The organism is Pseudomonas sp. GV071 (assembly GCF_003050835.1).
GTDB lineage: Bacteria > Pseudomonadota > Gammaproteobacteria > Pseudomonadales > Pseudomonadaceae > Aquipseudomonas.
In genome coordinates this window covers 82,645-101,164 of record NZ_QAOJ01000011.1, presented here as the reverse complement: position 1 = coordinate 101,164, position 18,520 = coordinate 82,645, and the positions used below count along the sequence as shown (strand labels likewise).

Below are 18,520 nucleotides of genomic sequence, written 5' to 3'. Positions count from 1 at the left end.
CAGCCCTGGCGCCGACTAGCCCGGGGCGACTCGAACATAGAGTGTGTGATGACCCTGAACAGCGATATTGAAGCCTTCCTCGACCTCGCCGACACCCGCCGCGCGAGCACACCGGCGCTGCATCAACTGCCCGTCAGCGAAGCCCGCCGGGTATTCGCCAGCACCACCGCGCAACTGCGCTGGCCAGCGCCGGCCGAGGTGCGCTGCGAGGCCTTGCAGTACCAGGCGCGCGACGGCCATGCCCTCGGCTTGCGCCTGTATCGCCCGGCTGAAACCACGAGCGAACCGTTGCCCGTGCTGCTGTTCCTGCACGGCGGTGGGTTTGTCCTCGGCGGCCTCGACTCCCACGACGGCGTCTGCCGCGAATTCGCCGCCCGCGCACACTGCGCCGTGCTCGCCGTCGACTACCGCCTGGCCCCCGAACACCCATTCCCCACCGCCCTGCACGACGCCGCCGACGCCATCGCCTGGCTGGCCGAACAGGCCGCCCATTGGCACCTGGACACCCAGCGCCTGGTGCTCGGCGGCGACAGCGCCGGCGCCACCCTGGCCACCGTCCTGGCCATCCAAGCCGCCCAGCAACCCGCCGCCGTGGCCCTCAAACCCCTGGCGCAACTGCTCTGCTACCCCGTCACCGACGCCTCACAGCGCAGCGAATCAATGGAACTGTTCAGCGAAGGCTACCTACTGGAAAGCGCCACCCTGGAATGGTTTTACCACCACTACCAACGCACCCCCGAGGACCGAATGGACTGGCGCTTCTCACCCTTACTGGCGCCGAACCTGACAGGCGTCGCCCCGGCACTGGTGGCCATAGCGGGATTCGACCCCCTGGTGGACGAGGGCAGAGCGTATGCACAGCGGCTGCAACAACAGAGCGTGCCGGTGCAACTGCTGGAATTCAGCGGACTGACCCATGACTTCTTGCGGATGGGAGCGGTGACTGCAGAGATTGCCGGAGTGTATGAACAACTGGGGCAGTGGTTGGAGGGCGTGTTTAGCCAGTAACGGCGGGGCACACTCGCAGCTCTTTTCCAGCAATCGCCGCTGAAGCCTCGAGTTTTTGATCTTGTTCTGGCTGTTGTTCTGGCTGTTGATCTAGCTGTTGATCTTGATCTACCCGCCCCATGGGCGAAGGCCGAACGGAGTCGTTGCGTAAGGGGTCGAGCGGCCGGGAGCCGCGAGAGGCGTGAAGGGCCATGGATGGCCCGTCTCGCCGGCCCCTGGAGCAACGACGGAGTGAGGGGAGTCGCAGCGCAGCGAAGACCCGAGGTTGGGGCAAGACTTTTTGGTTTCTTTTGTGTCGACTGACAAAAGAAACTCGCGCGTAAGGCGCGAAACAAAACGCCCACCACACGCGACAACGAAGAAAACCACCATCCTCATGAACCGAACAAAAAAGCCGCTTCAATCGAAGCGGCTTTTTCACATCACCCCAACGCTCAGTACTCCCACCGCAACGTCGCCGTAAAACTCCGCGGCTCGCCATACAGATCGCTATAAACGCTGGTACTGGCGTAGTACTCCTTATCAAACACGTTATCGACGTTGATGGTGCCCGTGAAATGCTCATCAAACTTGTAGCGCGCCAACACATCCACCAACGCATAACTTTCCTGTTTGGCAGTCAGCGTACGGTCAGTAAACACCTCAGTGTTGTCATAGCTGGTCTCGCTCTCCCAACGAACACCGCCCCCCAGAGTCAGGCGATTGAGGTCGCCCTGGAAGTTGTAAGTGCTGAACAGCTTGACGCTGTTTTTCGGGAAACCGACGTTCACGTCCACGCCGTCGGGGTAGTAGGTGTTGACGTGGCTGTAACCGGCCTGCATCTGCCAGCCCGGCAGAATTTCACCGGCTACTTCCAGTTCAACGCCTTTGACCTTGAGGTTGGTCGGGTCGACGTAATCGTTGCCGAATGCATCGCCCATGCCGGTTCCCGCCGGGTAGTTGTCGAGCTTGGTTTCGAACAGGGCGGCGGTGAGGTTCAGCTTGCCGTCGTAGTACTCGGCCTTGCTGCCGATCTCGTAGCTGTCGCCTTCGGCCGGGTCGACGAATTTGCCTTCCAGCGTCTGTGAGGTTTGTGGTTTGAAGATCTTGGTATAGCTGGCGTACACCGAGTAATTTTCGTTGAGATCGTAGACCACGCCGGCATACGGCGTGACTTCACCGGTTTCCTTGCGGTGACCACCTTCGGGAGCGTATTCGACGCCCGGGTCCCAGTAGTACTGCACGGATTTGTCGAGCTTGAAGTAGCTCACGCGAGTACCGAGGATTACCGACAGATCATCGATTGGCTTCAGGCGCACGGCGGTGTACGCCGCACTGTTGCGCTGTTCGTATTTGACGTCGCCTTCACGCTCCATCGGCGGCCGGGCGATGTCGCCATGCCACTTGTAGACGTTCGGGATGGCTGGGTTCCAGCTGCTGCCGCTGTAGTCATACCAGAGCGGGTAGGCGCCGGTGTTCATCCGGTATTTGCTGGCGCTGACGCCTACCATCAGTTCGTGCTCGCGGCCAAACAGACTGAAAGGACCGGTGGCATAGGCGTCGATGGCGTTCTGTTCCGGCTTGCTTGGCCACTTGGCAAAGTACAGATTGGTACCGGCCCCGGTTTGCTGATTGGGATACCCGTAGCTGCTGAACCAGCCATATTCCACGTCGTTGTCATCACGCGTGTTGGTGTAGGCCACCTTGGCCAGCCAGTCGTTATCGAAGCGGTGCTCGTAGGTGGTGAAGATCGAGGTGCGCTTGCGGTCGGCGTGGCTCCAGTCGGCCGCCGAGTTGTAGTCGCGGTCAAAGTCGGTGCGGTTGCCGTTGTCGAAGAACGCCGGGAAACCGAAGTAGCCGCAGGCGTCGCACTTCTTAACCTGGTAGTCGACACCGAAGCTGACGGTGTCACGCTCGGTGAGGTCGGCTTCGATGATGCCGTAGGCCACCTGGCGCTCGGTGCTCAGGCGGTCGGTAAACGAATCAGCAGTTTGGTAGGCGCCCACCAGACGGCCACGCACGTTGCCGGTTTCGGTCAACGGCCCGGACACGTCCACTTCAGTCCGGTAGTTATCCCACGAGCCAGCGCTGCCCTGGATCGACGCCTGGAATTCCTTGGTCGGACGCTTGCGCACCATGTTGATGGTCGCCGACGGGTTACCGGTGCCGCTCAGCAGGCCGGTGGAGCCGCGAACGATTTCGACCCGGTCATACACCGCCAGGTCATTGTCCTGGCTTTTCATTTCCGGCTCGAACACGGTGGGAATGCCGTCGACCTGGAAGTTCTCGATCTTCAGCCCGCGGGAAAAAATGCCCACCTCATCGTCGGACGAGTTGCTCTTCTTTTTGAATTCCACGCCCGGCGCCTGGGCGATGACGTTTTCCAGGCTGACCATGTTCTGGTCACGCATGCGCTGCTCGGTAATCACACTCACCGACTGCGGCGTTTCACGAATCGACAGCGGCATCTTGGTGGCGGTGCTGGTCGCGCCCGTGGTGTACGACCCGGTGCCCTCGGTCACTTCGCCCAGGCCGTTGGAAACGATCGAGGTGGCGCCCAATTCCATGGCGCTCTGGTCCGCCTTGACCAGGGTCACGCTGTTGCCGCGGATCTGGTAGCTGATCCCAGTGCCACGCAGCAAGGCGTCCAGCGCGGTGGCCGGCGGGTAGCTGCCTTTGAGCGCCGAACTCTTGCGGTTACCGACCAGGTCGGGGCTGTAGAGAATCTGCAGGTTGCCCTGACGTCCCAACTCCTGCAGGGCGCTGGACAACGATTGTGCCGGAATATCCAGCAGCAGGTCCTGCGCCTGCACCATGGCCGCATAGGGGCTGGCGAGGAACAGGCCAACGCTGCTGGCCAACAGTGACGGGCGCAAGGTGCGCTGAAGCATGAGCTTCATCCGTGGTGAAAGGTGCTTCGTGGAGGACATCATGATCTTCCGTGCATGTTGTTGAGTTAAGTTCGCATTTATAGGACGTGGTTGTGCAGCTAAACCGGAAAAATATTTTTCAGTTCCGGGAACTGTCTTTTCACGCCGGTTGCGGCGCGGCTTGTAGCTGGCCGTTATGCAGGTGAACCACCTGGTCGGCGAGGTCGAAATAACGGTCGTCGTGGGAGATCACGATGATGGTTTTGCCCAGGCGTTTCAGGTCGGGCAGCAGCTCGGTGTAGAACACCTTGCGGAAGGCCGGGTCCTGGTCGGCGGCCCATTCATCGAACACCAGCACCGGCCGACCATCGAGCCAGGCGTTGACCAGGGCCAGACGTTTGCGCTGGCCAGTGGAAAGGTCAGTGGTGGTGAAGGCGCCGTCGCGCACGCTGACCTTGTGCGCCAGTTCCAGGCGTTGCAGGTACTTGCTGGCATCGGCCGGCAAGGTCTGGTCGCCTTGCACCAGGTCATCGAACAGGTAGTAGTCGGCAAAGATGGTGGTGAACAACTGGCGGTAGTCGTCGCGGTCCTCGGGCGTCACCGCCTGGCCGTTGAGCAGCACCTCACCTTGCTGCGGCGGGTAGAGGCCGAGCAGCAGCTTGATCAGGGTGGTTTTGCCGCTGCCGTTGTCGCCGACGATAAACAGAATTTCCCCCGGCGCCACCTTGAGGTTGACCGGCCCCAGGTGAAACGCCTGCGCGCCTTCAACCGCCGGGAAGGCGTAAGCCACCTCGCGCAGTTCGATGCCCTGCATCGGCAGCGGCTCGTCCGCGTTGTCGGCCAGCAGCAGGTGCGGTTCCGGCGAGGAAAACAGCCGCGACAACTCGGCGATATGACTGAACGCCACCTGCGCCCGGCTGACGATGGGCAGGGTGGCCAGCAGGGTTTCCAGTGGGCCTTTCATGTACAGCAATACCAATACAAAACCGCTGATCACCGCCACATCGTTGTTGAACCACAGGCTCTGCAGGGCGATGGCGAGGGCGATCACCACGAAGAACAGCATCGAGCCGAAAGCCTTGGCGGTGACAAAAATGCTGATCGAGCGGATCTGCAAGCGGCAAATGCGCTCGGCGGTGGCCTGCAGTTGCTGGGTGAACATGCGCTGGCGGCGCGGGCGATGAATACGCAACTCCTTGGCCCCTTCGGCCACGGCGCGGTAATGCTTTTGCAGGTCGTCTTCGGCCTCACGGGCCTGGTGGAAACCGTGCAAGCCGAGGGACTGGGCGAAGAACTGCGCGGTGCAGCCAATCACGATGGCCACGGCGGTAATCAGAAACATCGGCCACGACAGAAACGCCAGGTAGCCCAGGCAGCCAAGGGTGACGGTGAACGAGATCGCCAGCGGCGCGAAGGCAAAAGCGAAGTCGCTGACGGTGTCGACGTCATGGGTCAGCACCGGAATCAGGCGGTGACTGCGAAAGCGCTCGATCTGCTCGATGGGCGCCGACAGCACCTTGGCGCCGAGGTCTTTACGCAGGCGGGCAATGATGTGCTGACCGATGTAGTTGGTGCCGATGTCGGCGGCAATCGAGCTGGCCAACGCCACCACACAGAACCCGGCAAATGCGATGACCACGCCGGTGCTCATGCCGTTTTGCGCATGCAGGCCGTTATTGATGGTGGCCAGCAGGGCGGTGATGCTCAGGCCGCCGAGCACGCCAAGGACAATACACAGGGTGGCCAGCGGCCAGAACGGTTTGAGCAGCGTGAGTAGTTCACGGATGGCGCTGGGCGCAGCGGGAGCAGGGGAAGTCATCAGCAGTTCCTGGAGTGAGCGCAGGCGTGATCGCCTGTGGAAAGGACGGCTGAGGGGGCGGGAAATTTAGAGTACGAGCATCGCGGCTGAAGCCGCTCCTACAAGGGTAGGCAGTGTAGGAGCGGCTTCAGCCGCGATGCTCTTAAAGCTCGCGAGCGACGCGAAAGCCCAGCCAATCCCCACGTACATAGGGTTCGCGGTAGTTGCGGTTGCCGGAGCGGGAAAAGATCGGCGCCTCGGTGTAGTCGTTGCCGCGGATCATGTGGTATTCGCAACTGGCCTCCATCCACGCGCTGCCGTCGCTGGGGGCGCCGTTGTAGCTGTCGTGCATGCAATCGGCCACCCATTCGTAGACATTGCCGTGCATGTCGTACACGCCAAAGGCGTTGGCCGGGTAGCTGCCGCCGGGCGAGGTAAAGCTGAAGCCATCCACCGGGCCGTAGGTGTTGGCGTGTTTGGCGATGCTGTAGGCGGCGCCTTCGTCGAAGGCGAACGGGAAGGGCCCAGGCGAGCCGGCACGGGCGGCGTATTCGCGTTCGGCTTCGCTGAGCATGCGGTAGTGCTTGCCGGTCTTTTTCGACAGCCAGGCGACATAGGCTTTGACGTCGTCGTAGCTCATGCACACCGCCGGCTGGGTGGGCCCCTGCGGGTAACGCGGCTTGCTCGCCACGCACTCGCGGCCGGGGCGTTCGTCACCGTTGGCGATGGTCACCTTGGCCTGTTTGACGTAGGCATCCCACTCACCGGCCGACACCTGGAAATGGCTGATGGCGAAGGGCTTGGCGAAGGTCACCGGGTGCAGCGGGCCTTCATCGGGCTGGCGGCCGACTTCCTCGTCCTGGGTGCCCATGGTGAAGGTGCCGGCCGGCAGCACGACCATCTGCGGGCAGTCTTTGCAGTCGCGAAATACGCTGCCCACGGCAGGTTTGTCCGCGGCCTGAACCGGCATCGCCAGCAGCAACAGGGCGGCGCTCAACAGGGTTTTCATAGGCAGGGTTCTCACAGCTGTTTGGCCAGCAGGTTGATGGCGCGGTCGATGTCCGCTTCGGTGTTGAGCAGGCCGGGGGCCATGCGCACCACCGGGCCGACATCGCGGTTGACGGCGTCGACGATCACGCCGTTGCGGGTGAGGTAGGCGGCAATCGCGTCTTCGTCGACATGGGGGGTTTTGAAGAAGGTGAAACCGGCGGAAAACGCCGGGCTGATGGGGGTGACCAACTGCACCCCCTTGAGACTTTGCAGGCGCTGTTTCAGGTAGCTGTTGAGCTGATGGATGCGTGCCTGCACATCGGCTTTACCCAGCAGCAGGTGCAGTTCGAAGGCTTTGCCCAGGGCCCAGCGGTGCTCGAAGCTGTGGTAACCGCCGGGGCTCATGACGCTGGCGAAGCTGTCGTCCGGGCGGGAAAAACTGCCGACCGTGGGGGTCATATTGTCCATGCCTGCCGTGGCCGAGCAGATGATGCCGGTGCCCCGCGGGCCGAACAGCCACTTGTGCGTGCCGGCAATGAAGTAGTCGCAGTTGAGGTCGGCGAAGTTGACGTTCTCGATGCCAAAACCATGCACGCCGTCCACGCACAGCAGCAGGCGGTCGGCCTCGGCGCGGCCCTGGTTGTGCTCGCGGACCATCTTGCCGATTTCGCCGATGGGCAATTTCACCCCACTGCCCGAATGCACCCAGGTCAGCGCCAGCACCCGGGTGTTGGGGCGCAGCTCGCTTTTCAGTTTCTGCACCACCTGGTCCACGCTCAGGGTTTGCGGATCGTCGTACAGGCGGATTTCGCGCATCAGAGTGTTTTCCCGCTGCTTGCGAAAACGCATGGCGGCATAGGCGGAGCTGTGTTCGTGCTCGGTGGTCAGCAGTTCCTGATCGGGGCGGATATGGATGCCGGTGTAGATCAGCGACAGGCCTTCGGTGGTGCTGCCGGTGAGGGCGATCTGCGCCGGTTTCACCCCGAGGTAATTGGCCGCCCAGTTGCGTGCGTTGTCTTCATGTTTCCAGATCGCTTCGCTCTCGTAATCCACCGCAGCGGCGGGGTTACGGTCCAGCTCGGCGCGGAACTGGGCGATGGCCTCGCGTACCGGCCTGGGGTGCGAGGTGATCAGAAAATTGGAGAAGTGCGCCAAGCTGTAGTCGAGCTCGAACAGGCTGCGCAGCTGCGGCCATTTTTCGCCCTGCTTCACGCTGAAGGAAGGGGTGGGTTCGGCGGCCAATGCCGGCACGCCGAGTGGCAAACTGGCGGCCAGTAACCCGGCCTGTTTGAGGAAGGTACGGCGGTCGGTCATAGCGTTCCCGTTTTTTAACTTGAAGAGCATCGCGGCTGAAGCCCCTCCCACAGCGGATCGCGTGCTTCTGTGGGAGGGGCTTCAGCCGCGATGCTTTTGAGGTTCAGGGTTTGGCCAAGCGCTGGGTCTGTTCCCACACGCGAAGAAAATTGCCGCCCCAGAGCTTGGCGATATCGGCGTCGGAATAGCCGCGGGCGATCAGTTCGGCGGTGACGTTGCGGGTGTCGCCGACATCGTGCCAACCGTCCAGGCCGCCGCCGTCGTTGAAGTCCGAGGCGATGCCGACGTGGTCGATACCAATCTTCTTCACCGCGTAATCAATCGCGTCGCCGTACTCCTTGAGGCCGGCCAGCGGCTCCTCTTCGAGAATCTTGTACAGCCCGCTGGCGTACTCACCGAAGCGCGCTTCGGGCCAGATGGAGATCACTGCATCGCCGGGCATCAGCGCGTTGGCCAGGCCGTCCAGGGGTTGCAGATCGAACTGCGCGCGCAGGGTGTTGAGCTTGTCCAGGGTCGGCTGGCTCAGTGGGCGCAGGTAGGCGGGGAAGCCGACAATCTGCACCACGCCGCCGCTGGTTTTGATCAGCTGCATCTCTTGGTCGCTGAGATTGCGCGGAATATCGACGAAGGCCCGTGGCACCGAGTGCGAGGCCACCATCGGTGTGCGGCTCAGGCGGGCGACATCCTCCAGAGCCAGGGTCGACATCTGCGACACATCGATGATTACGCCCAGATCGTTGAGCCTTGCCACCGCTTGTTCGCCCAGCGGCGACAGGCCGCCAAGGGCGTCGGCGCTGTCATTGAAAAACGGCAGCGGTCGTGACGAGTCGGCCCAGCTGTTGTTGCCCACGTAGCTGAAACCGAACATGCGCATGCCGCGAGCCGCCCAGCTGTCCAGCAGGCTGAGGTCGTCGCCCAGCGGGTAGGCGTTGAGCATGCTGATAACGATCGCGAACTTGCCCTCGCCAGCCAGGCGCCGGTAGTCGGCCGGGGTGTAGGCGATGCCGACCTGATTGGGGAAATCGCGGACCAGGCCGGTGATGATCTTGTAGCGCAGCTCCTGCTGGTGCCGCGCCTCATCGACAAAGGCCGGAGTAGGGCGGTGCGGCGCGTTCGGCCCGTTCCAGATTTCCGGCCAGCCAAACACCGTTAGCGCCGCACCGGAGAGGCGCCCGCGCGCCGCCTTGATCAGATCGAAACGGCCTTCGCCATCCTTGTCCGCCTCATTGCCCTCGGTGCCGAAATCCACCGGCACGGTGATGTGGCTGTCGAAGGAAACGATGCGCTCCTGTAGCTCATTGGCATGGCGGATCACCTCGGGCGGATAGGGCGCGGTGGCGCGCAGCAGGAAGTACCAAGCTGCGGCGGCCGCCACGGCGAGCACCAGCAACAACGAAACAACAAGCAGGATACGGCGGGTGTTTTTCATGCGCGAACCAAGAGAGGGGAAGGCAGAAAGGGAAACCTGTGCTGTTGGGTGGGACGAGCCGAGCGGCTGGAAATTTACTCAGGGCTTTGCCGGGCGCCGCTAAATTTCCTTGCTCAGCCAACGTTCTAGCTGGATTAGGTCAGGACTTGATGAGTGCGCGATGAGGTTTTCCCGACGAGGCTTTATGGCGGGGCTGGTGGTGACCGGCGCCGCCATTCCCGCTGTGCTGTACGCGCGCCGCGAGCGCGATTACGACGATGTACTGGAAGCCGGCCAGCGCCTGACCCCGGACGAAGCCACGGTGGACGCCGCGTCGGCCAGCGCCGCGCGGTTTGCCGATCAATTGCGCGGCATCTGGGACCTGCGCCTGACCGGCGTCGACCACGGCATGCTGGGGCTGCCGGCCAACGTCGAGCTGCTGCTGGACGTCGGCCCGAGCGGCCGTGCGGTGCGCGGCTACCTGGGTTTGCCGAGCACCTTGCGCAGTGAAAAACCGGCTGAATATCGGGTGCAGGGCGACCTCACCGGCATGCCCGAGGGCCAGCTGCGTTGGCGCTTGCTGGGCAGCGATGGCGTGCCGCGTTATGAATTTCGCGCGCTGCTGGATGAGGTCTGGGGCTCGTGGAGCGATGCCGGCAGCGCCTCCTTGAACGGCCGCATCGTTGATCTGCAACGGCCATTGGCGCAGGCCGAACAGGACTGCCAGTTTGTCGCGATCAAACGCGCCTTTCCCGAGGCCCGCGAGCGCACACCCCTGGCGCCGGCGTTGCTGGCCTGGCTGGTGTCGGCCGAGCACCGCCTGTTCCACCAGCTGTGGCACGCCAGCCGGGATAAATGGCGGCGCCTGGACCCGGACAAACGCAGCGCCCTGCGCGGTCTCGGCTGGCAACCCGGCCCGCGCAACGCCGAACGCGGCGCCCGCGGCCGGCGCAAACATTTGAACGGTTCCGGCGAAGACTTCTTTTTTATGCACCGGCATATGCTCGCCCGCGCCAGGGCGCTGCAGCCCGACCTGCCGAGCTGGCATGAACTGCCGCAACCGCCGGTATTTATCGAGCACGACCGCCAGGCGTTTATCCGCTACCACGACAACCACGATGGCAACTCGGTGCCGCCGGCCTGGGTGGTCAGCGACGACGAAGAACTCAGCCAGTGGCTGGCGCAGATCAAGGCCGACAATAGCCACTACAGCAACTTCCAGGTCTGGGAGTCGCAATACCAAGACCCCGAATACCTCAGCCGCCTGACCCTGGCGCAGTTCGGTTCCGAGGTGGAACTGAACATCCACGACTGGCTGCACATGCGCTGGGCCACGGTGACCCGCGACCCCTCCAACGGCATGCCGGTGACCGGCGACCGCGAGCAGTCCGACTACGCCACCCGCTGGTTTCGCGCGGAAAACGATTTTCTCGGCGACCCGTTTTCCTCCCACATCAACCCGGTGTTCTGGCGTTTCCACGCCTGGCTGGATGCCCGCATCGAAGACTGGTACCGCGCCCACCAGCGCTACCACCCCGGCGAAGTACTACGCCGCGAAGTGAACGGCGTGAACTGGTTTGCCCCCGGTCGCTGGGTGGAAGTCGCCGACCCCTGGCTGGGGCCGCTGACCCATGGTTGCGGCAACGGCGAGCAGGGCGGTGTCGCCTTCGAAAGCCAGGTGGCTGCGGAGATGGAAGTCGAGGTGATGAAACTCGGGCTGCGTATCGCCTTGAGTGGTGAGGAGAAGGTACCCGACCTGCTCAAACGCAGCCCGCGACGGCCGTGGTATGCGCGGAATTTGAAGGTGGTTCGTTAGGAAAGGATGCTGGGTCCCCGCGTGCGCGAGGACGACGGTGTTTCACCGTCATTCCCGCGAATGCGCTATGCAGCCGATCCGCAACTAGCCCCAACTCGCCGCCAGCACCGGCTGCAACGCCGCCTGATAGTTGGCCGGCAAACTGCTGCTCGATGAGCTCGGTGGGGCAAAGGCAGCCATCGCATCGATAAGCTGATTCACTTTGCTGGCAATCAGCGCTTCACCCGCCGAGGTCTGGAACGCGGTGACCTGCTTGCTGCTGTCACTGAACCAATCGCGCACGGTGAGGCGGTCGTTGCTTCCAAGAATGCGCACATCCAGGTCATTCGCCGAACGGCTGAACCACAGGTTGTCGGGGCCTACCGTTTCGAGAAAACGCACGTACTCGACATCGGCGGGCATTCTGCCGGTCTGCACGATGGTGTCGTGCCCATAGCCGCGGCCAAACACATAGGTGTCGTTGCCGGCACCGCCCACCAAGGTGTCGTTACCTGCACCGCCATCCAGAGTGTCATTGCCGCCCTGGCCTTCAAGCACATCATTTCCAGCGCCACCGCTCAGCAGGTTGTTGCCGCGGTTGCCGACCAGGAGGTTGTCCAGATTGTTGCCCGTAGCGTTGATGTCTTCGTCCCAGAGCTTCAGCGGTTCCAGGGTGTAGATGGTGTAACCACCGGCAACATTGGCGGCCTGACGGAAGCGTTCGATGCTGACAAAGCGGGTCATGTCGCTGACCTTCTGCCGCCCCGAATCGGCGATATAAAAGCCCAGCAGTTCGCCGCTGGTTTCGCTGAAAACCACGCCGGTGAGGGTGACCATATGGTTGACCGCGCCGTTGTCGTTGTAAGCCGGGTTATCCCACAACGTACCGGCGTTTACCGCCTGCATCACGCCACGGCCGCTGCGCAGCAAGTTGGCTGTGCCGGTCTCGTTGTAGCCGCTGATCAAATCGTTGCGCACACCATAGCTGGCCAGAATCGCTTGCTGCTGCAGAAAGTTCGAGCCGCCGCGCCGGTGGGGCGACAAGGTTGGGTCTTGCACCGTCCACTTGTTGTCGACGGCCACTTTCAACACGTCGCCCTCACTGGTGGGGCGGTCCGCCTGGGTCAGCAAGTTGGCAATCGCGGTCAGCGCGCAGGTGCCAAGGAAGGTGGGTTCGGCATCGCCCTGCATGTAGTCCAGCTCATTGGCCTTGGGGTAGCCATACACCAGACTGGCCTGGCCATCGACGCTGCCGCGCTCGGCCTTGGAGAAATCCAGCAGAATCAGGTTTTCGACATTGGCCGCCAGGGTGTGGCTGATGCTGGCCTGTACGGTATCGAGACCTTCGCCTGCCAACTCGACGGTGCGGTCGCCCCGGTTGTCGACGTAATAGGTGTCGTTGCCCGCGCCACCGAGCATGCGGTCGGCACCGGTGACGCCATCGAGAATATTGTCGCGGCTGTTGCCGATCAGCAGGTTGTCCTGCGCGTTGCCGGTGCCATGGATATCCAGCCCCTCCACCAGGCGCAGCTCTTCGATATGGGCATTGAGCAGGTAACTGGTGCTGCTGATGACCCGGTCGTAGCCTTCGCCTTTACGCTCAAGGATCACGTCGTTGACGCTGTTGACCACGTAGGTGTCATCGCCCAGGCCGCCTTGCATGTTGTCGGCGCCCGCGCCGCCGTCCAGATAGTCGTTGCCCAGACCACCGAGCAGGGTGTCGCTGCCGGCGCCGCCATAGAGCCAGTCGTTATCGGTCTCGCCGGCGCTGAGGGTCTGTTTGCTGTCGTTGGAAGCGGTAAAACCGATGAGGATGTCGTCACCGTCGCCGCCATACAGCACGTCGTCACCGAGCTGACCGAACAGCCGATCTGCACCGCTACCACCGTAGAGCAAGTCTTCGCCTGCGCCGCCCTCAAGGTCATCATTACCGGCATCGCCATACAGCGTGTCGTTGCCCAGGCCGCCGAGCACATAGTCGTCGCCATTGCCGCCGTAGATCAGATCGTCATCGGTTTCGCCGGCCGCGAGGCTTTGTTTGCTGTCATTGCTGGCGGTAAAACCGACCAGTACATCGTCGCCATCGCCGCCCCACAGCTGATCGTTGCCGACCTGGCCGAACAAGCGGTCGTTACCGGCTTCGCCGAGTAAGCGGTCATTGCCGGCACCGCCTTGCAACTGGTCTAGTCCGGCGCCGCCGAACAAGGTGTCCGCCCCGGCATCGCCAAACAGCAGATCGTTTTCGCTGCCGCCATCCAGGTAGTCATCACCGGCACCACCGACCAACTGATCTACACCAGCCTGGCCATAGAGGTAATCGTTGTCCGCCTCGCCAAACAGATAATCGCCCCCCTCGCCACCGACCAGCACATCGGCCCCCATACCCCCATACAGCGAGTCGTTGCCGACGCCACCGTCGAGGTAATCGGCGCCGTCATCCCCGGAGAGTTGATCATCACCTTCCTCACCGTACAGGCTGTCGTTGCCGGCATAACCCCACAGCGCATCGTTACCGGTGCCGCCCCAGATGCTGTCGCTACGTGCACTGCCACCGACATTGTCGTTACCGCCACCGGCAAGGAAATGAGTCAGCAGGCTGGTATTGAAATACTGCGTGTATGCCGCGTAGTAGTTGGCATTGAACGAATCGTCGCCATCGGTACCGACCATGTGATTTTGGTTTTCGAAATTGATCTTCACCCTGTTCGCGTCCCAACCGATAAATGCCGACCAATCACGGTTGAAAAACATATTGTCGGTGTCGCGCAAGCGGCGAAAATCACTGCCCGGTACACCTCGCGTAGCATCAACCCGGACAGGCGCAACAGCAGTGGCGCCGAAACGGCTATTGCCCTGAGTGAAAAACCCAAAGTCGTTAGCACTAACCGCCCCGATGCCGCGCTGCGCCAAGGTTTTCATTTCATCGCCATCGACCTGACCGTTCTCATTGAGATCGGCCCAGGCAGAGACGGAGTTGAGCTCGTTGCCAGAAAGTTGGCCGTCGGCATTGGTGTCGAGTGCGGTGAGTTGGTTGGTGGTGAGACCGCGTTGGTTTTGGTCGAACAGGGTGAGGGTTTTGTCGGCGATAGAGGAGGCGGTGTCGGTGGCTAGGGAGCGGGAATCGTAGAAGGCGCCGATGGGGTTGTGGTTTAGGCCCGAGTTGCCGAGCTGAAAACTCGGTACAAACTGGCTTTGGAATTGATTAAAGCTATTACGGAGAGTGTCAGAAAACCACTTGCTGAAATCATTGTAGAAATTTTTGTCCAACTGACCATTTTTATTGAATTTGTTGGCCAGATAATCGGTGCTGACAGCCCTATCGAACGTCAATTGATTGGACGGAATAAACTGCCATTTGGACGCTTCGTTATCAATCACGGCCTGCATTATGTGTTCAGGTCCAAGCCATTTGCATGAGGCGGCATCTTCTCCTTCGTAATAATCCCCGAGTCGTTTGATGTTATCGCGGATAATGTTTGCGCCAAAGGTGGCTAAGAGTTTGTTGATGTTGTCCACGTTGCTGTTTGGAAGTAGGTTTCCTTGAAAGTTATCTTTGTTGTAGCCAATTTGTTGAAGGGATGCGTATACAAAGTCTACACAGCTATTTGTTAGCAATTTATAAGTTTCTTTGTGGAATCCAAAACTTTGGGGGTTTTCGGAGAATTTTTTTAGTTTTGTAAATTGTTCTTCAGTGAGTTTTATAGTGACTTCGTATGTAGTTTGCTGATAAGCAGCGTTGTCATGAGGTGTGAGATAACCGGGGCCATGCATTTCTTCGCGCTCAGAGGAAAAGCCATAACTACTCGGCGTGGAGATACCATCACTGAGGCTGTACCACATATGTCCTCCGGATGACTTGTGGTGGTCGCCTATAAGATGTCCGTTTTTGTTTTCTTGATAGATATAATCAGTTCCGGTGCTCGACACTTTGTATGTCACCGTATATTCTTTGTTTGTGGTCATGAGTGAGATCCTTATATTTTAGGGGCGTAAGGCGAGATGCTTATGAAAGCTTCCATGCCGGAAAATGCCGGGGCTGGAGAAAGTGTTTTTATTTCTACGCGATAATTTCCAGGCGGGAGGGTGCGTATATCGATAGTCCGAGAAGGTCCCCAAATGCTCTTGCTGTCGATTTTTTTGCTGCACTTGTCTATATTGGAAAAAATGCTTTCCATAAATGTCTGGCGCGGGTGGTTTTTTTCGGATTTCTTGTTGTAGCAGAACCCTTCGTATCTACTGACTAGTTGTGTCTGTATTGTTTCGTCGAGAAATATTTCGTTGTCCTTAACAATCGTTAGATTAAGGGCTAAAGGTAGACCTTTGACGTCAAACCCCCCGGTGGCCAATTTTTGCTCTTCTTGAGATTGATAGTTTTCTGGGTTCTTCCAGTTAAATATCAGCGAGAATCGATAGTCATACTCCTTTTTTATAATGAAGCTTGATCTAAATACTTGGTCTGGCAGGCTGACGTCAAAGGGTCGCTGCTCGTAAAATTTATCGGCGCAGGCTTGCAGCAGAAAGCAGCAGCTAAGAATCAGTATTTTTGTTTTTTTCATATGCGATTTAAGTATGGTTCTTTCCATCACGAAAAAACGTCCTCTGCACTTCCGGAAAAAACGACCTTATTTTGTTGTCCTGAGTCATATAAATAGCTTTGTCTGAAGTAAGGGGAGCTGCTACTTGCACCGATGACCGCTTCCCAACCTTCGTCAATGAAACTCCAGCCTCTTAAAGACTCTTTGTCCGTCGTGCCAATAGCAACCGGATTTCCTGAAGATCTGTCTGTAGCAAAACCATGTAGTTCAGCTATTTTATTCCCGAATGAATCCCTCAGAATCCAATAGTTGTGGCTAGCAACACCCGCACCGAGAATGTCATAGGATCGAGCTTCTATAGTGAACATGCTTGTCATTTTTTAGTCCTTTAAGCTGTGGTTAGATTGATGCTTCAAGTGGTTTTTAAACTTAGGCGGAGCTTCGGATTCTTAATGGTGACTCTGGGGCGGAGCGCACTTAAGGATCCCAGCTTTAACGCGTTGAGCCCCGCTGTGCGCGCCTAAATCCACAAAATATGGCCCAATAGCTTTAACTGTTATTACTCCCGTACCTGTCGTATGTTCGTACGTGATCTGCGTGGAGAATCCTATGAGGTGGGGGTGATCAAAATTTTCTGTTTCAAATAAGACGGGCTTAAGGTTTTGCCGGGATATTCTGGTAAACCATGGCTCCTTGCTACTTAATTGAGCAATGGTTTCCTTCATGCAAAGTAATAGTGTGTCTGGTGAAGTGCTTGTTTTAATTGCAAAGCTCTCTTGTGCTGTTGGGGTGAAAGTTGAGCAAGATGGCACTATAAGCACAGAAAAAAAGATGGTTGTGTGATTTCTGTGGGTCGTGAGGCTCACCCAGGTTTTGGTGGCTCGCATCACCCCAGCTAAAGAAAAGGTAGCAATTAAATGTTTTCTGGCCATGTTGTTTGTCTGCCGTTACGCGAGTTGCAGTAAGGAAAACAGATGCGTTCTAGGATTGGCTATCAGAAAGATCTGAAGATGAAAGTTATTTTTTGAAATTAAAGATGCGTTTTCGCTTTAGCATGCACAAAAAAACTTGGAGAAAAAAGATGCGATGAAATAACGGTTAGCGCGGAAATTAGGGATTCTTCGTGATTTCGATATTCGGTTTTTTTTATTTGGGCTAGAGAGTCGACTGCTTGTGCGCCTTTAGGCTCGGCCGTACCTTGATCAATTTTGTAAACGGATACTGCCAATACTGCAGGTGAAATAATTTTCTAGTGTGCTAGGAATACCGCTGTCGCCACCTGTAACTAGAATAAATAGCCTACGATCTATTTCGAACATGGTGTCTACCTCAAAATTCGCTTTTTTGCGCGTCTTCGATGGCCGTTTTTATAATTTCTTCTTTTCTGCTCATTTTGATATCTCGCGATTATTTATTTTAGTTAACAGAAGGGCGTGCAAGAGAATTGTCAGTAATTGGGCGGTTGCGTCAACGATTAAGCCAATAGCTTTAATTCTCTCTAGCTTCTTGGATGCTTCATGTAGCGCGTTCTCGTTGTCTTTTGATGAGGCAGGAGGAGGAACATGAGCGCCGGAACTGGGTAAAGTGGCGAGGACATCCTTTAGTGGATTTTCGTTGGAGGAAAAGTATCGATTTGCAGCAGCCTTGGTTTGATTGCTGATAACTGTGCTAATTGATCCTGCAGTAATGACGCAGCAGAGCATTGCAGCGAATACTTTCCAAAGTCTGTAGGTGTTGAGGGTGGAAGGTGGCATTTTTTACTCATGTGTTTGAATGTTTTTTGGAGTCGGAAGTTGAGAGTTATGGTTATCTGTTTTTATTTTTTGCTCATGGTCTACGTCCTACAGTTGTTTGTTTGTGACTATAGAATGAGCTGGAAACACCAGAATGCTCTTTTCATCTTTAAGTCCCTTATAAAAGGAGTTTAATGCGGCTCAGACCCCAGTGCAGGCGGGGATAAAAACTTCTACCTTGGTTAAGATATCTCCATGTTCCTGTGGGTAGAGCCAAACTCGATGTATGCAAGCGTAAAGTAATGGAGAGCTTATACTTCTAGTGCATTCAACGAATTTGGTTTTAACGGAGACCTCATAATCGATCCGTCATGGCACAAGAATTCGTGGGATTTAAAATTGCGTACAGCGTCATCCGCTTCCATGCCGCTGCTTGATTTATACTGTCGGCAATTTGTTCTGGTGTGATTTTATTGGTGCTCATTCTGAGGTTCCTTTAGTGTTTTTGGATAGTCGACATTAAGTAAATTGTTAGTGTTATAAAGGCGGCGCCGAATACTTTTGATGATCTAATGAGGATGCCGCCCAAGAGTTCGATAAATCTGTTGTTGGCTTGAAATAGCATTTGCCCAATGAGCATATTCAGAATGCAAGCAACCATTAGTGGTTTATAAGTAAGGGTTGCGATGTGTCTGTTCGGATCTAGAATAAAAAAAGCTATTACTGCCATTCCGACTCCGCATAGGCCCTCTAGAATGTGATTGCTATTAAATGTTTTTCCTGATTGGATGAAGTGTCTTTTCACGTGAGTTTCACTTTCTTTTGTAGGGTGTGGGTATCTGGGCTTCTGTACGGGTTGTGTGACGTTGTTTTGGCTTTGCTATCTTTTGAGTTTGTTGATTTTAGTGGCTATATCCAGGGCGGTATGGTGTTTGTAAGAAAGCCAGCGGTATTACCTCCGAGGACGCTAGCCATTGCATTTGCGATAACTGTTGCGTCATCCAAGTGAAGTATATGATTAGGAGCGGGCTTGTCTTAGTAGGCCTCGCTACCTTTGATTGAGAGATCCAGTACTGAGGATGCTTGTTCT

The 18,520-nt window shown here is 57.9% G+C and carries 13 protein-coding genes; 3 read left to right on the top strand and 10 right to left on the bottom strand.

Features of this window, described 5'->3' with window-relative positions; all coding sequences use genetic code 11:
* The first annotated feature begins 48 nt into the window (after positions 1-48).
* Positions 49-1,008: an alpha/beta hydrolase gene (locus C8K61_RS20230; RefSeq protein WP_108098098.1), complete on the top strand. Its 960-nt coding sequence runs from the start codon at positions 49-51 to the stop codon at positions 1,006-1,008.
* 434 nt (positions 1,009-1,442) lie between these two features.
* On the opposite strand, the gene C8K61_RS20225 is transcribed toward C8K61_RS20230, so the two are convergent.
* The 5 genes from C8K61_RS20225 to pvdM all read right to left on the bottom strand — a co-directional run bounded on the left by C8K61_RS20225 (position 1,443) and on the right by pvdM (position 9,388).
* Complete coding sequence (locus tag C8K61_RS20225) at positions 1,443-3,878, bottom strand: TonB-dependent siderophore receptor (protein WP_158272527.1); 2,436 nt, start codon at positions 3,876-3,878, stop codon at positions 1,443-1,445.
* Positions 3,879-4,017: 139 nt separating this feature from the next.
* Positions 4,018-5,676: a cyclic peptide export ABC transporter gene (locus C8K61_RS20220; protein WP_108098096.1), complete on the bottom strand. Its 1,659-nt coding sequence runs from the start codon at positions 5,674-5,676 to the stop codon at positions 4,018-4,020.
* A 142-nt stretch (positions 5,677-5,818) separates the two neighbouring features.
* Positions 5,819-6,625, bottom strand: coding sequence for a formylglycine-generating enzyme family protein (locus C8K61_RS20215; RefSeq protein WP_256589503.1), 807 nt, complete (start codon positions 6,623-6,625; stop codon positions 5,819-5,821).
* Between the two features lie 50 nt (positions 6,626-6,675).
* Complete coding sequence (locus C8K61_RS20210) at positions 6,676-7,959, bottom strand: aminotransferase class V-fold PLP-dependent enzyme (RefSeq protein WP_108098094.1); 1,284 nt, start codon at positions 7,957-7,959, stop codon at positions 6,676-6,678.
* A gap of 103 nt (positions 7,960-8,062) precedes the next feature.
* Positions 8,063-9,388 carry a pyoverdine-tailoring dipeptidase-like protein PvdM gene (gene pvdM, locus C8K61_RS20205; protein WP_108098093.1) on the bottom strand — a complete coding sequence of 442 codons (1,326 nt, stop codon included), beginning with the start codon at positions 9,386-9,388 and terminating at the stop codon, positions 8,063-8,065.
* A gap of 160 nt (positions 9,389-9,548) precedes the next feature.
* Between pvdM and C8K61_RS20200 the strand changes: the two genes are divergently transcribed.
* Complete coding sequence (locus C8K61_RS20200) at positions 9,549-11,183, top strand: PvdJ/PvdD/PvdP-like protein (protein WP_108098092.1); 1,635 nt, start codon at positions 9,549-9,551, stop codon at positions 11,181-11,183.
* An 84-nt stretch (positions 11,184-11,267) separates the two neighbouring features.
* On the opposite strand, the gene C8K61_RS20195 is transcribed toward C8K61_RS20200, so the two are convergent.
* A complete protein-coding gene (locus C8K61_RS20195; RefSeq protein ID WP_218277831.1) occupies positions 11,268-13,832 on the bottom strand; it encodes a calcium-binding protein in 2,565 nt (854 codons plus the stop codon).
* Between C8K61_RS20195 and C8K61_RS26895 the strand changes: the two genes are divergently transcribed.
* Entirely contained in the window at positions 13,833-14,273 is a 441-nt protein-coding gene (locus C8K61_RS26895; RefSeq protein ID WP_218277830.1) for a hypothetical protein, read from the top strand. It abuts the gene before it with no gap.
* 863 nt (positions 14,274-15,136) lie between these two features.
* Here C8K61_RS26895 and C8K61_RS20190 read toward each other — a convergent pair.
* The 4 genes from C8K61_RS20190 to C8K61_RS27025 form a co-directional block, all read right to left on the bottom strand.
* Entirely contained in the window at positions 15,137-15,745 is a 609-nt protein-coding gene (locus C8K61_RS20190) for a DUF5625 family protein (protein WP_146177607.1), read from the bottom strand.
* Positions 15,745-16,074 (bottom strand): hypothetical protein, encoded by a 330-nt coding sequence (locus tag C8K61_RS26660; protein ID WP_146174313.1) that lies wholly within the window; start codon positions 16,072-16,074, stop codon positions 15,745-15,747. Before C8K61_RS26660 ends, C8K61_RS20190 begins: the two co-directional genes overlap by 1 nt.
* A gap of 1,011 nt (positions 16,075-17,085) precedes the next feature.
* On the bottom strand, positions 17,086-17,451 hold the full coding sequence (locus C8K61_RS26655) for a hypothetical protein (RefSeq protein WP_146174312.1): 366 nt from the start codon (positions 17,449-17,451) through the stop codon (positions 17,086-17,088).
* Positions 17,452-17,785: 334 nt separating this feature from the next.
* On the bottom strand, positions 17,786-17,914 hold the full coding sequence (locus C8K61_RS27025; protein WP_256589497.1) for a hypothetical protein: 129 nt from the start codon (positions 17,912-17,914) through the stop codon (positions 17,786-17,788).
* Positions 17,915-18,520 lie beyond the last annotated feature (606 nt).

What these genes read in the sequence shown, in the direction of transcription:
- C8K61_RS20230 (WP_108098098.1), top strand. Translation starts at nt 49, where the DNA reads ATGACCCTGAACAGCGATATTGAAGCCTTCCTCGACCTCGCCGACACC.
- C8K61_RS20225 (WP_158272527.1), bottom strand. Translation starts at nt 3,878, where the DNA reads ATGCTTCAGCGCACCTTGCGCCCGTCACTGTTGGCCAGCAGCGTTGGC.
- C8K61_RS20220 (WP_108098096.1), bottom strand. Translation starts at nt 5,676, where the DNA reads ATGACTTCCCCTGCTCCCGCTGCGCCCAGCGCCATCCGTGAACTACTC.
- C8K61_RS20215 (WP_256589503.1), bottom strand. Translation starts at nt 6,625, where the DNA reads ATGCCGGTTCAGGCCGCGGACAAACCTGCCGTGGGCAGCGTATTTCGC.
- C8K61_RS20210 (WP_108098094.1), bottom strand. Translation starts at nt 7,959, where the DNA reads ATGACCGACCGCCGTACCTTCCTCAAACAGGCCGGGTTACTGGCCGCC.
- pvdM (WP_108098093.1), bottom strand. Translation starts at nt 9,388, where the DNA reads ATGAAAAACACCCGCCGTATCCTGCTTGTTGTTTCGTTGTTGCTGGTG.
- C8K61_RS20200 (WP_108098092.1), top strand. Translation starts at nt 9,549, where the DNA reads ATGAGGTTTTCCCGACGAGGCTTTATGGCGGGGCTGGTGGTGACCGGC.
- C8K61_RS20195 (WP_218277831.1), bottom strand. Translation starts at nt 13,832, where the DNA reads ATGGTCGGTACCGATGGCGACGATTCGTTCAATGCCAACTACTACGCG.
- C8K61_RS20190 (WP_146177607.1), bottom strand. Translation starts at nt 15,745, where the DNA reads ATGGAAAGAACCATACTTAAATCGCATATGAAAAAAACAAAAATACTG.
- C8K61_RS26660 (WP_146174313.1), bottom strand. Translation starts at nt 16,074, where the DNA reads ATGACAAGCATGTTCACTATAGAAGCTCGATCCTATGACATTCTCGGT.
- C8K61_RS26655 (WP_146174312.1), bottom strand. Translation starts at nt 17,451, where the DNA reads ATGCCACCTTCCACCCTCAACACCTACAGACTTTGGAAAGTATTCGCT.
- C8K61_RS27025 (WP_256589497.1), bottom strand. Translation starts at nt 17,914, where the DNA reads ATGAGCACCAATAAAATCACACCAGAACAAATTGCCGACAGTATAAAT.